The 14,767-nt window shown below is 63.0% G+C and carries 12 protein-coding genes; 3 read left to right on the top strand and 9 right to left on the bottom strand.

What is annotated here, in order from left to right:
* The first annotated feature begins 6 nt into the window (after positions 1-6).
* Together ACCO56_RS16125 and ACCO56_RS16120 are read left to right on the top strand one after the other, a co-directional pair.
* Complete coding sequence (locus tag ACCO56_RS16125; RefSeq protein WP_433641800.1) at positions 7-3,186, top strand: DUF6519 domain-containing protein; 3,180 nt, start codon at positions 7-9, stop codon at positions 3,184-3,186.
* Between the two features lie 15 nt (positions 3,187-3,201).
* Positions 3,202-3,714 carry a hypothetical protein gene (locus ACCO56_RS16120; RefSeq protein WP_433641799.1) on the top strand — a complete coding sequence of 171 codons (513 nt, stop codon included), beginning with the start codon at positions 3,202-3,204 and terminating at the stop codon, positions 3,712-3,714.
* 123 nt (positions 3,715-3,837) lie between these two features.
* Here the strand turns inward: ACCO56_RS16120 and ACCO56_RS16115 are convergent, their stop codons facing one another.
* Positions 3,838-5,463, bottom strand: coding sequence for an ABC transporter substrate-binding protein (locus tag ACCO56_RS16115; RefSeq protein WP_433642019.1), 1,626 nt, complete (start codon positions 5,461-5,463; stop codon positions 3,838-3,840).
* Between the two features lie 72 nt (positions 5,464-5,535).
* Between ACCO56_RS16115 and ACCO56_RS16110 the strand changes: the two genes are divergently transcribed.
* Positions 5,536-6,432, top strand: a complete 897-nt coding sequence (locus ACCO56_RS16110) for a LysR family transcriptional regulator (protein ID WP_433641798.1) — start codon at positions 5,536-5,538, stop codon at positions 6,430-6,432.
* A gap of 29 nt (positions 6,433-6,461) precedes the next feature.
* On the opposite strand, the gene ACCO56_RS16105 is transcribed toward ACCO56_RS16110, so the two are convergent.
* The 8 genes from ACCO56_RS16105 to ACCO56_RS16070 form a co-directional block, all read right to left on the bottom strand.
* Positions 6,462-7,394, bottom strand: a complete 933-nt coding sequence (locus ACCO56_RS16105; protein ID WP_433641797.1) for a phytanoyl-CoA dioxygenase family protein — start codon at positions 7,392-7,394, stop codon at positions 6,462-6,464.
* Positions 7,395-7,712: 318 nt separating this feature from the next.
* Positions 7,713-8,207 (bottom strand): RidA family protein, encoded by a 495-nt coding sequence (locus ACCO56_RS16100; RefSeq protein WP_433641796.1) that lies wholly within the window; start codon positions 8,205-8,207, stop codon positions 7,713-7,715.
* Positions 8,208-8,261: 54 nt separating this feature from the next.
* The gene (locus tag ACCO56_RS16095) at positions 8,262-9,227 is read right to left on the bottom strand and encodes an ABC transporter ATP-binding protein (RefSeq protein ID WP_433641795.1); all 966 of its coding nucleotides are present in this window, start codon (positions 9,225-9,227) and stop codon (positions 8,262-8,264) included.
* Positions 9,224-10,216: an ABC transporter ATP-binding protein gene (locus ACCO56_RS16090; protein ID WP_433641794.1), complete on the bottom strand. Its 993-nt coding sequence runs from the start codon at positions 10,214-10,216 to the stop codon at positions 9,224-9,226. Before ACCO56_RS16090 ends, ACCO56_RS16095 begins: the two co-directional genes overlap by 4 nt.
* A complete protein-coding gene (locus tag ACCO56_RS16085; RefSeq protein ID WP_433641793.1) occupies positions 10,213-11,337 on the bottom strand; it encodes an amidohydrolase family protein in 1,125 nt (374 codons plus the stop codon). Before ACCO56_RS16085 ends, ACCO56_RS16090 begins: the two co-directional genes overlap by 4 nt.
* A gap of 10 nt (positions 11,338-11,347) precedes the next feature.
* Positions 11,348-12,196 (bottom strand): ABC transporter permease, encoded by an 849-nt coding sequence (locus tag ACCO56_RS16080; protein ID WP_433641792.1) that lies wholly within the window; start codon positions 12,194-12,196, stop codon positions 11,348-11,350.
* Complete coding sequence (locus ACCO56_RS16075; protein WP_433641791.1) at positions 12,189-13,109, bottom strand: ABC transporter permease; 921 nt, start codon at positions 13,107-13,109, stop codon at positions 12,189-12,191. The genes ACCO56_RS16080 and ACCO56_RS16075 overlap by 8 nt, the downstream gene beginning before the upstream one ends.
* Before the next feature lie 13 nt (positions 13,110-13,122).
* Positions 13,123-14,727 (bottom strand): ABC transporter substrate-binding protein, encoded by a 1,605-nt coding sequence (locus tag ACCO56_RS16070; RefSeq protein WP_433641790.1) that lies wholly within the window; start codon positions 14,725-14,727, stop codon positions 13,123-13,125.
* Positions 14,728-14,767 lie beyond the last annotated feature (40 nt).

The following is a 14,767-nucleotide window of genomic DNA, read 5'->3' as shown; positions in this document are numbered from 1 at the left end:
TGCCTCATGGCGAACGATTTTTCGAGGGTACGGCTTGATCCGTTGCTCGACTTTGCCGGCGTGCAACTGAAGCAGGGCGGCGTCATGTTGGACGCCGACGCCAACGAGCTGACGGCGATTCTGGATCGCCGCCTCCGGGCAGTGGCGAGCGACGTCCTGGGCCGCGCGACCGTCTCCTCCACCACACCTGACGCATTCGAGATATCGGTCGCGGGTACGGGATTGAACATCGGCAAGGGCAGGCTCTATGTCGACGGCCTGCTCGCGGAGAACCATGGCGCGCCGTCGAACAACGGCGCCGAGCGGCTCTTCGATCCGCTGATGGCGGAGCCGCAGTTCGCCAATCCGGTGCCCTACGCGTCACAGCCCTACTTTCCCAGCCCGCCGGCACTGCCGACGGCCGGCCGCCATCTGGTCTATATCGACGTGTGGGACCGCGAGGTCACCCATCTGGAGCGCCCGGACCTCGTCGAGAACGCCGTCGGCGTTGAAACAACCTCACGTATCCAGACCGTCTGGCAGGTGCGCGTCATGGCCGAGGACGTGGGGACCGGCACTACCTGCGCGACACCTGACGGCGAGGTGCCGGGGTGGGAGGCTATCGTCGCGCCCTCGAGCGGCAGGCTGACGACCGGCACCTTCGAAGTAGCACAGGTCGACGATCCCTGCGAGCTGCCGCCCACGGGCGGCTATCGCGGACTCGAGAACCAACTCTACCGCGTCGAGATCCATGATGGCGGGCAGGCCGGCTCGGCCACGTTCAAATGGTCGCGCGAGAACGCCAGCGTCGGCAGCCGCGTCTCCAACATCGTTTCGGCGACAGTGCTCGAGGTCGATACTCTTGGCCGCGATGACGTGCTGTCGATCAAGACCGGCGACTGGGTGGAGATCATCGACGATGCCCGCGAGTTCGCGCAGCTCGCCGGCGAGATACGCAAGGTCACGGTGACGCCCGAAACGCGGCGCCTGGAGTTCACCTTGGCGCTGCCCGCTACGCTGCTCCCGGGATCATTCCCGAACAGCGAATTCCCCGACGCGCGCAACCTTCGTGTCCGCCGTTGGGACCAGGCCCGGCGCATCTTCCGCACCGGGCCGAACGGCACGACGGTGCAGGTGCAGGATCTGGACGCGGCCAATTCGCCCGGCGTCATCACCGTGCCCGGCGCCAACACCACCTTGGTGCTCGAGAACGGGGTGACCGTAAGTTTCTCCGACGCCGGCGGTCGCGGTTTCAAGCCTGGCGACTACTGGGTGTTTGCGGCCCGCACCGCGGACGCCTCGGTCGAGTTGCTCGACCGGGCGCCGCCGCGCGGCATCCACCACCATTTTGCACGACTGGGCATCTGGGACGTCGCCGCGGGCACGGTGACCGACTGCCGCAACGACTGGCCGCCCGAAGGCGGCGAGGTGCATGACTGCGCGTGCACCGCCTGCGTTACGGAAGCTTCGCATGCGGATGGCAGCTTCACCATTCAGGACGCGGTCAATCAGGCCGCTCAGACGGGCGGCACTGTCTGTATCGGCCCGGGCCAGTTCCCTCTGCGGGAGGCGGTGCGCATGACCGGCATCCGCTCCGTGCTGGTGAGGGGCCAAGGCCCGGCGACGATCATCGCCGCCAGCAGCGGCTCATTCCTGATCCAGAATGCCATCGCCGTGGGCATCGAAAGCCTGGCGATCCTGTCGGTCGGGAACCGCCCGGCCATCGCCGTGCAGAGCGCGGCGCGGCTGTCGCTGCAAAAACTGATGATTGCAGTGCTGGACGTGACGGGCGACAGCCGCAGTTCCGCCATCTCGCTCGAGGGCGCGGTGGTGGAAGCGAATCTCGGCGACAATATCGTCTTCGCCGAAACGGGCGTGCTCGCCAATGATCCCACCGCGTCCCGGGACGAAGGCGCGCCGGAGCCGTTCTTGCTGGCCGCGGCCCTGTCGCTGCGCGATAACGTATTCCTGTGCAGCCGCCAGTCGGTAGTGCTGGACGGCCGCGTGCTTCACATCTTCGGCACCGAGATTCGGGACAATCATGCCTTCGGCTCCGCCGTCGCAGCCATCAGCACGCTCGGTGTGTCGCTGGCCGGGGCATCGATCAGCATCTGCGGCAACAGCGTCTTCGCTTCCGGAACCGGCGTGCGCTCTTCCTGCGACGGGCTTTGGGTCGCGGACAATAAGCTGCACAACACCGCGACCAACGATGAGGCGGTGGGCGTGCAGGTGACGCGCGGTCTGGTGCGCACCGGCACCACCATGGCGCAGATCCTGGGCAATCAGATCCGCGGCTACGGACGCGCCGGCGTCGAGGTTCTATCGCCTGTACGCGACCTCATCATCAAGCTCAACATTATCGCCGAATGCGGCAACGGCATCGTTGCGGTTGGCCATCCCGACAGCGGATCGGTTTCGATCGAGAACAACCATCTGCGCGACATCGACGCACGGCGCGAGGCCGGCCCCGTCATGGTGAACGGCATTGCCGTCACCCGCGCGCCTTCCGCCAATATCGCCGGCAACACCATGCGCGCGATCGGCGTCAACAGTGAGACCGCGCGCTTTCGCGCCGGCGTGCTCGCGCTGGGCGTCGAGCGTGCGCGAGTGCGCGACAACGAAGCTATCGCCATCGGGCCGACGGGCGATGCGCTGGGCCGTACCGCCGGAATCATGCTGTCCTCGCCCTTGCGCGAGTTCGAAGTGCAACAGAACCGGGTCGAGCGCGATGCGACGGCGATCGATCAACAGGGCGTGGGCGAGTGGACGGCGCTAGTCGTGCAGAATGCCGATGACTTCGTGTCGACGTCCGGCTCCTTCACGATGGTCAACCTGCAGAACGGTCGCGGCATCGTGGTCGGCGTGGCCGGTGAGGCCTTCATTGCCGAGCTCGGCACGGACGATCGGGGGAGCGGCGGCAGCGGGTCGGTGCTGGGCAACAGCTTCGTCTCACGAGGGCACCAACTCGCGGTGGACATCGTTGCCCTGCACTGCCTTTTCGGCGACAATCGCGTGCTTGCGCGCTTCAATCAGAAGGAAGCGGTATCGCTGCGCGCCTTCACGGCTGCCGTCACCAGCAACCAGGTGGATGGCGGCGAGCGGTCGATCACCCTGGACGCCCAGGTGGTCACCGTGGTGGGCAACGTAACGACGGGCGTCATCAGCAACGTTCCGCCGCCCTTCGTGCCGCTCAACGTCCAATACTGACATGGAGGGAGAACCATGCGCACATTCGTCGCGAAATCGGGTCAGACCTTGCAGGAGATCAGTGCGGAGCTGATTGACGGCCGCCTGGGCAAGACGCAGGCGGAGGCCGTGCTGAAACGTATCCGTACCCTCAATCCGGCGCTCGGGACGGGCAAGCTGAAGCAGGGAACGGTCGTGGTCCTTCCGGCCGGACCAGGTATCAAAACCGGGCCGACCAGGGCGGTCAAGCAGGATCCAGCCGAAATGTTGACCGCCCAGTTCGAACGGGCCGCCCGCCAGACTCGCGGCGACGTGGCGGCGGCGGCCAAGGCGCGGCAGCCGGAGCGCGCCAAGCTCGCGGATGCCTTTCAGTCAGACGCCTTCAACCGAGCGCTGACAGTCGACAGGGAACTGGCGGGCAAGGCTGAACTGGCCAGGAAGGCGCTGGCGCAGGAAGAGGCCGACGACAAGGACTTGCTCGATGCTTTCGACGGCCTGATCTCGGACGCGCGCGCGGCCATCGAGAAGCTCGACAAGATGCTGGGATAGCAATTGCCGGCCTACAGCTCTTCGCGTGAACCCGTTTTCACGCGAAGAGCTGTAAGGGTGCCTGCGCCGTAGACAGGCCTCCTGCCCGATGCGCTGGCCGACAATTCCCTGTTCAGTCCGCCGCTATGCCAGCCATGCATTCTCGAAATGCTGTTCGTAGGCCTGATGCATCTGATACCCTTTGACCCTGGGCTTCATATGACAGAACAGCTTGCGCCAATACGGCTGGATGATGATGCCGGAATCCTGCAACATTCTCTCCAGCTCGGCCATGAGCGCCTTCCTCTTTTCTGAGTCGGCGATCGCGTTTGCCTCTTCGAGCTTTTGGTCGAATTCGGGATTGGAATAGCCTGTTTCATTCCAGGCGCTGCCAGTCTGGTAGGCAAGAGCGAGGGTCTGGATTCCGAGCGGACGTGCATTCCAGTTGGTGACCGAGAACGGATACTTGGTCCAGTTGTTCCAAAAGGTGGACTCCGGATAAACGGTGCGCTTCACCTTGAACCCCGCTGCGCGCAATTGCTGCCCGATAGCGTCGGCGCTCTCCTTCCTGTAGTCCGCCTCCACGGAGATCAATTCGAACTCGTGATCGAGGGCGCCAGCCTCTTCGAGCAATCGCTTTGCTTTCTCCGGATCGTACTCGACCCGATCAAGTTCGGCGTAGTCGGGATGCATGGGTCCCACATGGTGGTTCTCGGCCACGCTGCCGAACCCATCGGCTCCGAGCACCAGCACTTCCTCGTTGTTTACCGCCAATTGGACGGCATTGCGAACGCGCTTATCGTCGTAAGGCGCGGCCATGACGTTCATGCGAGCCACGATCGTCGTGGCGGTGACGACATCGGATCTGACCAGCCCCATCTGGTCGAGTATCTTGACGAAGCCGGTTTGAGTCTGGCCATTCAGATCGACCTCGTCAGATTCAAAGGCAGCTATCGTGGACTGGGAGTCCGTGCCGTAGTCGATCCAATCGACGCCATCCAGATAGACCTCGCCTCCCCACCACGAGCCGTCCGGTCGCCTTCGCACAGATGCGCTTACACCGACATCGACGTTGGTCAGCTCGAATGGTCCAGTTCCTATCGGTTGCTCGGCAAGCTGCTTTCCGGTCTTGTCGAAATCGCGATGAACGATCAATGCGGGATAGTCTGTCATCGCGGGAATGATCGTAATGTCGGGCCGTGCGAGATTCAGGCGCACGGTGTGGCCGTCGACGACTTCGATGGCTCCGTTCCTTGCTTTCCCGGCTTGAGGATCGATGAGCGCTTCCATCCGCCCTGCCATGGAATTGCCCGGAGCGTCCTTGTCGCACCAGCGACCGATGTTGAAGGCCACATCTTCAGCGGTGAACTCATCGCCGTTGGACCACTTCACGCCCTTGCGGACGCTGAGCACATATTGGGTGGCCTCATCATTGATCTCCCAGTGTTCGAGCAGCATTGGCCGGAAGGTGAAATCATGGTTCCAGCGGACGAGCGGTTCAATGAACTGCATGGCGATATTTCCCATTTGGGAAACGCTGAACTTTCTGGGATCGTCGAGTGCCATCACCTGCATGCTGACTCGCAGGATGCCGCCGCGCTTTGGCTTCTCTTCGGCAAGCGCTGCGGTTGGAGCAGTCAACCCGAGGAGCGAGTAGGACGCAGCGGCGCTGGCACCAAATATGCTGGCAAGCGCAATGAATTCCCGCCTGTCTACGCTTCCGCGGCCCCCTTCCTTCTTGAGCCGGGACAGTAACGGATGATCACGCATTGTTTTCCTCCCTTGTGATCGACATGGTTGTTTGAGACGCATTCGCTTGGAAAATTGTGCGGGGGGGCCGATATGAACCTCTTTACGGCGATGAGGGTATTTGAGCGGGTTGCCACCCTTGGCGGTCTGTCGGCAGCCGGGCGCGAACTCGGCATGTCGTCGACAGCGGTCAGCCGCCATCTCAAGGATCTTGAAGACGATCTGGGGGTCAGGCTGGTCAACAGAACAACCCGAAAGCTCAGCCTGACGGAAGTTGGCCGCAATTATTTGGAACGAACGAAGGCGCTGCTGGACGAAATTGACGAGCTGCAGGATTCGGCGCGAGGACTTCATAGTCACACTCGCGGCTTGATCCGGGTGTCCTGTTCCAACGTCCTTGGCCATACGCGCATCACGGCGCTGATCCCGAAATTTCTGCAGGAGAACCCATTGGCGTCGGTCGAGTTCAACCTGACCTCGCGATACGTGGTTGGCGTCGTCGAGGAAGGATATGACGTCGCAATCCGGTTCGGGGACCAGAGCGATTCCGCTTTGATTGCCCGTCGCCTCGGCGAGGTCAGAAACTACGTCTGCGCGGTGCCGGAGTACTTCGCCACACACGGACGACCCTTGCACCCCTCCGACCTCACCGACCACGAATGCGTCCTCAGCAACTATGCCAAAAGCATAGGGACTTGGCCGTTCCTCGGCCCCGACGGCCCATTTTCGGTTCCGGTAAAGTCCCGCGTTTCGACCAACAGCGTGGAAGCTGCCTATCAAATGACGCTGGCTGGATTCGGAATTGGGAATCTTCCCAGTCTGCTGGTCGATGACGCATTGCGCACAGGCAGGCTCGGGGCGGTACTCGACGAGTACCGCCCCGCTTCCAGCCCGATCTATGCACTCTACCCGCATAGAACCTATGTGCCCGCCAAGGTCCGGACCTTCGTCGACTTCCTCATTCGCGAGCTGTCCTCCGATATGATTTGAGCGGAAGCCGCTGGCTGCCGCTCAAGGTCTCAGTTCCACCACACTGTGGTGTCGTATTCGGGCCCCGGATTGGTCAGCAGGCGATCGTCCTTGCAGAGCTTTGGCGTATCACCAAGGGGTGTCGAAACCCCGTTCCGGAAGGCCCACTCTCCCCGCTCCGTGGCGTCGGCTCGCACATAGCTGGAGAGCAGGAACGCACGGTCATAATCGGACTTGTTTGGAGAAGATCCGTGCACCGTGAGCAAACCCCACATTGCCAAGTCCCCCGGTTCAAGAACGAGATCGACGATGGTGGAAGGGTCGATGCCCACCTTGCGCAGTTCTTCCTCCGCCGTCAGTCCCTTCATCAACATGCCGTCGTGGGAATCGTCGGACAGACCGAGATAACCAAGCTTGTGGCTGCCTGGCACGACCTGGAGACAGCCGTTTTCCGTTGTCGCCGGGTCGACTGCAAGTCCGGTCGTGACAGTGGAAGCGGCGACTTTTTCGAGGTCGTCCCCGTTCCGGAATCGAATGTCCTGATGGAAACGGTAGCCTGTGACGTTTACGCCCGGCGGTTTCCAATGGAGCTGCTGGGCTATCTGCCTGATGTCGGGCCCCAACAGGCCTTGGAGCAGCACGAAGTAATCGTCACTGCGTCTGATCTTTTCGAAATATTCATTTATCCAGGAAAACCAGTAAGCTTGGAGAACGTAGCGCCTGTCGAAATGCGTCTCCGGCAGCACCTGGAATGTGAGATTGCCGTTCCGATAGGTTGCATGATGTTTCAGGCCCTCCTCATAGACGGCGGTTGCCTCCTTTTGAAGTCGCATGACCTCATCACCGTCGATAAAACCGCGGATAAGAGCATAGCCTTCCTCGCGGTATTGTTCGTTCGCCTGTTTGGCTTGGCTAGCTGTAATCACCTTTCTTCTCCCGACCAAACTCGTCGGAAGAAGCATATGCGAGGGGAAACGCTTCAAGAATGCGCCGAATTCGGGAACGACTTTCCCGAATATCGGTGCAATACTCGGTTCTGCCACAGATCTGGCCAAGAGCTGTAAAGAGCCATTTCGGGTAGCACGCCGGCGATATCAGCGCTGTCATCGAGCGTGGGGACAAGGCGGACCATATGCTGGTTTAAAGATAGAAATGGAGGCTGATGCGCCAGGTCAGTGGATATTACCCTTGCTGCGCGTCGCGCCGTGCTGCTGGGTAACATGTCACTCGACCAGCCTATGCAGGCAATGGCGATGGTGGGCGACCGCGCATCCACCAAAAGGTTGGGCTCCTGCGGAAATTCAGTTCCCGACCGCGACGATCGCCTCGATCTCCACCGTGATCCTCCCCGGGAGCGAGCCTAGACCGACGGCTGAGCGCGCGTGGTTTCCACGCTCGCCGAAGACTTGGACGAATAAATCCGAGCATCCGTTGATGACGCTCGGATGGTCGCCAAAGTCCGGCGCGGCGTTGACCATGCCGAGCAGCTTTACGATCCGCTTCACCCGGCTGAGATCGCCAAGCACGCTCTGCATGACCGAGAGGAGATTGATGCCTGTCAGGCGGGCGTGGGCGTAGGCTTCTTCGATAGTCACTCCCGCGCCGACTTTGCCTGTGTGCAAATGACCGTCCGGTTCACGCGGTCCCTGCCCGGAGAGGAACAGCAGGTTTCCCTCACGCACATGCGTCAGGAAGTTGGCGATCGGCGGCGGCGGCGGCGGGATCACGATGCCCAGTCGTGCGAGCCGCTCTTCTGGCGATGTCGCCGCAGGCGCGTCGTGATCTGCGAAAGTCATGCAATGCTCCATTCACAATTCTGTCGGTACCGGAAGGGCCGTCCCGGTGAGGCCCTATTCCGCATGATGACAAGCTGCTTCAGCACCGGATGCCACGCGGCGCAGCGGCGGACGCATCTGGCGACAGATCTCCGTCGCGATCGGGCAGCGCGGATGGAAGGCACAGCCCGGCGGCGGGTCGAGCGGGCTGGGCACCTCGCCGCGCGGCACCCTGATGCGGCTGTGCCGCCGAGCAGGATCGGGGCGCGGCACGGCGTCCATCAGCGTACGCGTGTAGGGGTGGCTCGGCCGATGATAGATCGCGCCGGTGTCGCCGATCTCGACGATCCGGCCGAGATACATCACTGCCACGCGGTTGCTGATGTGCTGGACCACACCCAGGTCGTGCGCCACGAACAGGTAGGCCAGTCCAAATTCCTTCTGGATATCGGACATCAGGTTGACGACCTGGGCCTGGATCGACACGTCGAGCGCCGAGACCGGCTCGTCGGCAACGATCAGCGACGGGTTGAGCGCCAGCGCACGAGCAATTGCCAGCCGCTGCCGTTGCCCGCCGGAAAATTTCGAGGGCACGTTTCCCATCTGGTCCGCCCGCAGGCCGACGCGAGCGAAAAGATCGGCTACCTTCGCCCTGCGCTCAGACGCGGTACCAAGGCCATGCACGATCAGCGGCTCCTCCACGAGGTCGCCCGCACGTTGGCGCGGGTCGAGCGAGCCGTTCGGATCCTGGAAGATCATCTGCACCTTGCGCCGTAGCGGCCGCATGATGCGATGGGAAACGTGGGCAATATCAGTTCCTTCGAGCAGGATCTTGCCTGCGTTCGGCTCAAGCAGCCGCACGATCATCTTGCCGACGGTCGACTTGCCGCAGCCGCTTTCGCCGACCAGTCCAAGCGTCTCGCCGCGCGCGATCGAGAACGAAACGTCGTCGACCGCATGCACGGTCGCCGAACCGCCGCTGACCCCGCGCGAGACGGTGAATTGCTTGGAAATATTCCTGACGTCGAGCAGCGTCGTCACGGCGCCACCTCCACGGGATACCAGCAGGCCGCGCGGTGACCAGGTGCGAGCTCGTCGAGAGGTGGGCGCTCGGCTTCGCAGCGCTGGCGGGCACGCGGACAGCGTGGTGCGAAGGGACAGCCTTGCGGCAGCGCCCAGAGCGCCGGCACCGTTCCCTTGATTTCCGGCAGCCGCTCGGGCGAGCGGGTCCCGCCCGCATCCGCGACATGCGGGATCGAACCCAGCAGGCCGTGCGTGTATGGATGGCGAGGCGCCGCAAACAGCTGCTCGGTCGTCGTCTCCTCGACGATACGGCCGGCATACATCACCGCGACGCGATCGGCCGTCTCTGCGACCACAGCCAGATCGTGCGTGATCAGGATCGTGGCCGCCCCAACGGCAGCTTGCAGGTCGCGGAACGTCTCCAGGATCTGCGCCTGCGTCGTCACGTCGAGCGCCGTCGTCGGCTCGTCAGCAATCAGCACATCGGGATCGCAGGCGAGCGCCAGGGCGATCACGACGCGCTGGCGCATGCCGCCAGACATCTGGTGCGGGTAATCGTCATACCGGCGCTTCGGATCGGGGATCCGAACCTGCTCGAAGAGCTCCTCGACACGTCTGCGTGCTGCGCCAGCATCGAGCCCCTTGTGCAACCGCAGCACCTCGGCGACCTGCGGCCCTACACGGATTGACGGATTGAGCGAGGTCATCGGCTCCTGGAAGATCAAGCCGATGCGATTTCCCCTGATGCCACGCAAGGTAGCTTCGCTTGCGGTCGCGAGGTCGATGCCGTCGAAGAGGATTCTCCCCGATACGATCTCGGCCACCGGCTCCGGCAGCAGCCGCATGATCGCCATCGCGGTCATGCTCTTGCCCGAGCCCGACTCACCCACCAGCGCCAACACCTCGTTTCGTGACACTCCGAAGGTGAGATCACTCACGGCATCGAAGCTGCGATCGCGGGTAGCGAGTTCGACGGTCAGTCCCTCTATGGAGAGAAGCGGCGTCATCCCTCGCGCTTGTCCATTCGTGCGAGCGCGGGCAGCAAGGCGACCGCATTGTCGCGCAGGATCGCGCGTTTCTCCGCTTCAGACAGGTAGTCGCTGTAGCGGGTGAAGTAGGTCAGAGACTGCGCGTAAGTGCAGTAGCGATCCACGTTGGGCGCGTCCGAACCCCACAGGAATCGGGACGCTCCAAACCTTTCCACCAACTGGCGTATATGCAGATGCGCGCGCGGATAGGGATACTCCTGTTTTCCTCCCCATGCGATCGGGTAGAGGATCTCTGCGAAAACGGGCCCCTCGGTCAGCAGCGTCTCGATGATCGGCGGCAGCTTGAGCTTGTCATTTTCGTCTGCATAGAGCGTGGTGGGCACGCCGTGCACCAACAGGTGGCGGATTCCCGGGAACCGCTCGATGATGCGGGCAAGGTGCCGCATCTCGTCTTCGTACGTTCCGACCGGGGAATTGCCGGATTGCACCCAGAAGACCGGCAGGCCGCTTGCTTCAACCAGCTTCCAGTAAGGGTCGTAGGCGGGGTCTGAATGCATCGGCTTGTAGCCGCTACGGAACATGCCTGTGGTCGTGAAATAGAAGCCGGCCATGCCGAGCCGGCCGATCTCGTCATGGAGGCGTTGGAGTTCGTGGTCCTGATAGGCGAATGCTTCTTCCACCTGCGCCAGCCCTATGAAGCGGTCCGGATAAGCACGCGCCGCGGCGGCGAACTCCTCCGCAAGATTGCCGTAGATGTGGTCGTTCTGGAGAATGGCCGTCGCAACGCCGGCATAGTCCATGTAGGCGATCATCGTCTCGGCGGTCATTTCGAGGTTTGCCATCCACGGCGCGAGGAACTGGACGTACTGATCTTCGTCGTCGACCGTCCATTCGTAGCGGCCATGCGTGCCTATACGGAAATTCACCTCGCGGCGGCCGGTCGGCGACGGATCCTTCGCGTCCCACAGCGGGCGCTCGGTCACGATCGAATGATCGTGACAACGACGGTAAGGCTGGTTGCCGTGCATGTGCATCGAGCGCTGCTGGTGAAGCAGATGCGTCGCCACGTCAGGGAAGCCCGCCGCCGTCGCAGCCGGCGGGAAGATATGCGCGTGACAATCGATGATGCCGTATTCCATGGTACGCCTGTCAGGTAGCCGAATCTGGATCGAAGACGTCGCGCAGCCCATCGCCGAAGGCGTTGAAGGCAAGCACGAGGAGCGAGATGGCGATGCCCGGCGCGACCACCAGATGGGGCGCGAGGGTGAGATATTCGCGGCTGGCGCCCAGCATCGTGCCCCATTCGGGCGCGGGGGGCTGAACGCCGAGGCCGAGAAAGCCCAGCGCCGAGCCGACGAGGACCGCCTGCCCGGCGTTCAGGCTGAGCTCGATGATGATAACGGTGGCGGCGTTCGGCAGAATGTGACGAAGCAGGATGCGCGTATGTCCCATTCCGACGGTGATCGCCGACGCGATGAAATCCTCTGCCATCAGCTCGATCACGCGGCCGCGCACGAGACGGGCTAATGGTGGGATGAAGCTTGCCGTGATGGCGATGGTGAGGCCGGTGGCGCTGGCGCCTGCGACCGAGGCGATGGCGATCGCAAGCACGATGTTCGGGACCGTCAGAAGGAGATCGATGACGCCGGTGACGATGCGATCGGTCAGCCCCCCGAAATAACCGGCGATCGAACCCAGAGCGATGCCGCCGAGGCCGGCGAAGAGCACCGAAGCGAGCGCGATAGACAGCGTGAACCGCGTGCCGACGATGATGCGCGAGAAGATATCGCGCCCGACATTGTCCGTTCCGAGCAGGTGCGCCGCTGTCGGCGCCTCGAGCATGGCGAAGAGGTCCTGCGCGTTCGGATCGTAGGGCGCGATACGCTCGCCCAGCACGGCGAGCATGACGAAGGTCGCCAGAAGCGATGCGCCCAGCCACAGGAACAGGTTGACGCGGCGCCCCGAACGGCGCTTGCGGCGCAGAACGGTCTCACGCATAGCGCAGCCTCGGATTGACAAAACGGTAGATGACCTCGACTGCGATGTTGATGACGAGGAAGGACACGACGAAGATCAGCACGATCGCTTGCACCAGCGTGTAGTCGCGCACCGAGACGGCCGTCAGCAACAGGTCGCCGATGCCCGGCCACGCGCACAGCCGCTCGATAACGACGGAGCCGCCGAGCAGGTAGCCGGCCTGAAGGCCGATCACGGTGACCGTCGGGATCATTACATTGCGCAACACGTGCCGGCGCAGCGCCAGCCCTTTCGACAGCCCCTTGGCGCGGGCGGTCCGCACATAGTCCTTCCGCAGTTCCTCGATGACGACGCCGCGGGTCATCCGCGCGACCAGGGCGATCAACCGCGCCGCGAGTGCCAGCGTCGGAATGACCAATGAGGCGGGGCCGCTGGCCCCGAAGCTCGGCAACAGCCCGAGATCGACCGAAAGCCAGGCGATCAGGAGCATGCCCAGCCAAAAATTGGGGATCGCCAGCAGGCCGACGACCGACAGCGAGATCAGGTAGTCGGGCAGCCGGTTGCGATAGGCGGCGGCCACGACCCCAGCAGGAATGCCGACGAGGATCGTGAGCCCAATCGCCGCCGCCGCCAGCGCCAGCGTGGCCGGTAGCCGGTCGATGATGTGCGGCAGGGGATTGCTTCGGAAGGTGGTCGAGTAGCCGAAATCGCCGACGACCAGCCCGGATACGTGCCGCAGGTATTGTTGGATCAGCGGCTGATCGAGACCGAGTTGCACGCGCACCGCCTCGATTTCCGCTTGAGTGGCAGTGGCACCGGCGACGAAGGCAGCCTCGTCGCCGGGCACCGACTTGAAGATGATGAACAGAATCGTGACGACGCCGAGCACCACAAGCGGAATGGTCGCGAAGCGTCTGGCCACGAACCCGATCATCGATGCGCCCGCGTTAGGCCTTGGCGGCATTGCGCAGGTTGGTGAAGACGATCGGCATGACGCTCACGCCGCTGATCGGCTTGCGCACCGCCGAGACGTTTTCGTTGATCTGCAGCCACAAATAGGGCGCGTCTTCCCAGACCAGTTCCTGCACCTTTCCCAGCGCCTCCAGCCGTGCCGACTCCTCTGGAGCGGTGTCGGCGGTGACCAGGAGCCCGTCGACCTCGGGGTTGCGATAGCGGCCGATGTTCCAGACATCCGGCTTGGCGTTGTCATCGGCATTGGACTTGAACAGCGAGGCCAGATGATAGGTGCCGGATGCATTGGACGGATTGAAGCCGAACATTGCCAGGTCCCAGGCGAGATTGGCTTTGTCCTGCCGCAGGTGATCCCAGTAGGCGCCCTTCTCGATCTTGGTGATCTGGACATCCACGCCAACCTGCTTGAGCGAGGCCGCGACGATCTCCGCGACGGCGACATCGCCCGGGAACAGTCCTTCCGGCGCATAGAGCTTCAGCGTGAGTTTCGCGCCGTCCTTTTCCAGCACGCCATCGGAGCCTGGCTTGTAGCCGGACTCGGCCAGCAGCGCCTTTGCCTGTTCCTGGTCGAACGCGGCTTCGCCGACGCTCTTATGGCCAATCGCATCGAATGCAAGCGGCGAGTCCGGAGCCTTGGCGAAGCCGAAGAAAACTTTCTCGGCGATGGTCGCGACGGGAACGGCAAGGTTCAGCGCCTTGCGTACCTTGACATCCGAAAGTGCGGGACGCGTCAGGTTCATCGCCAGGCCAATCGGGCGCAAGCCGGGGCGGCGCACCACCTCGATGTCGGCGTTGCCTTGGAGCTGGCTGACGAGTTGCACCGGGACGGAGTCGATCACGTCCACGGCACCCGTCGTCAGCGCGTTGATGCGCGTCGCAGGCTCGGCAATGAAGCGGAACACGACGCCGGATGCGCCCGGCTTCTCGCCCCAGTAGCCGTCGAAGGCCTTCAGTTTCAGTTCCTGACCGGCATTGAGGCTCTCGACCATATACGGCCCAGCACCGACGGGGTTCTGCGCGAAGCCGTCCTCGCCGAATTTCTCGATAGCGGCCGGCGACACGATGGCTCCCGAGCCGTGAGCCAGCGTGTTGGGCAGTTGCGCGAACGGCGCGGAGGTGCGGATCACCAGCGTGCTATCATCGACGATGTCGGCGCCGACGATCGGATCCCACAAGGGCCGGTTGGTCGTGTTGATCTCCTTCTTCATCATGCGCTCGATGTTGAACTTGATCGCCGCCGCATCGCAGGGCGTGCCGTCGTGGAAAGTCACGCCGCTCCGCAACTTCAGCTCGCAAGACTTGAGGTCCGTGCTCATGGTGAAGGACTCGGCGAGCTGTGGCACGATCTTCATGTCGGCATCGAAATCGAGCAAGCGGTCGAAAAGCAGCAGCGCCGCTTCGTAGCCGCCCGGATAGCCTGTGAAGGCGCCGTGCGCGGGGTCCAGGGTGAGCACGGCCGTGCTCTGACCGAACGTGATGACGCCTGCCGCGTTCTGAGCGAAAGCCCGGATCGAGACCGCGGGCAAGGTGGAAAGCAGTACGGCACCGGCCGCACCCGACAAGAACTCCCTGCGTTTCATTCCAAGACTCCCCTTCGTTGTTGGACGCGGACGGGTTCGG

Origin of the sequence: Mesorhizobium sp. 1B3 (assembly GCF_050958605.1) — a bacterium.
Taxonomy (GTDB): Bacteria; Pseudomonadota; Alphaproteobacteria; order Rhizobiales; family Rhizobiaceae.
The sequence above is the reverse complement of the archived record's forward strand: the minus strand, read 5'-3'. Positions and strand labels throughout refer to the sequence as shown.

Coding starts and splice junctions, on each gene's coding strand:
- ACCO56_RS16125 (WP_433641800.1), top strand. CDS start 7: ATGGCGAACGATTTTTCGAGGGTACGGCTTGATCCGTTGCTCGACTTT.
- ACCO56_RS16120 (WP_433641799.1), top strand. CDS start 3,202: ATGCGCACATTCGTCGCGAAATCGGGTCAGACCTTGCAGGAGATCAGT.
- ACCO56_RS16115 (WP_433642019.1), bottom strand. CDS start 5,463: ATGCGTGATCATCCGTTACTGTCCCGGCTCAAGAAGGAAGGGGGCCGC.
- ACCO56_RS16110 (WP_433641798.1), top strand. CDS start 5,536: ATGAACCTCTTTACGGCGATGAGGGTATTTGAGCGGGTTGCCACCCTT.
- ACCO56_RS16100 (WP_433641796.1), bottom strand. CDS start 8,207: ATGACTTTCGCAGATCACGACGCGCCTGCGGCGACATCGCCAGAAGAG.
- ACCO56_RS16090 (WP_433641794.1), bottom strand. CDS start 10,216: ATGACGCCGCTTCTCTCCATAGAGGGACTGACCGTCGAACTCGCTACC.
- ACCO56_RS16085 (WP_433641793.1), bottom strand. CDS start 11,337: ATGGAATACGGCATCATCGATTGTCACGCGCATATCTTCCCGCCGGCT.
- ACCO56_RS16080 (WP_433641792.1), bottom strand. CDS start 12,196: ATGCGTGAGACCGTTCTGCGCCGCAAGCGCCGTTCGGGGCGCCGCGTC.
- ACCO56_RS16075 (WP_433641791.1), bottom strand. CDS start 13,109: ATGATCGGGTTCGTGGCCAGACGCTTCGCGACCATTCCGCTTGTGGTG.
- ACCO56_RS16070 (WP_433641790.1), bottom strand. CDS start 14,727: ATGAAACGCAGGGAGTTCTTGTCGGGTGCGGCCGGTGCCGTACTGCTT.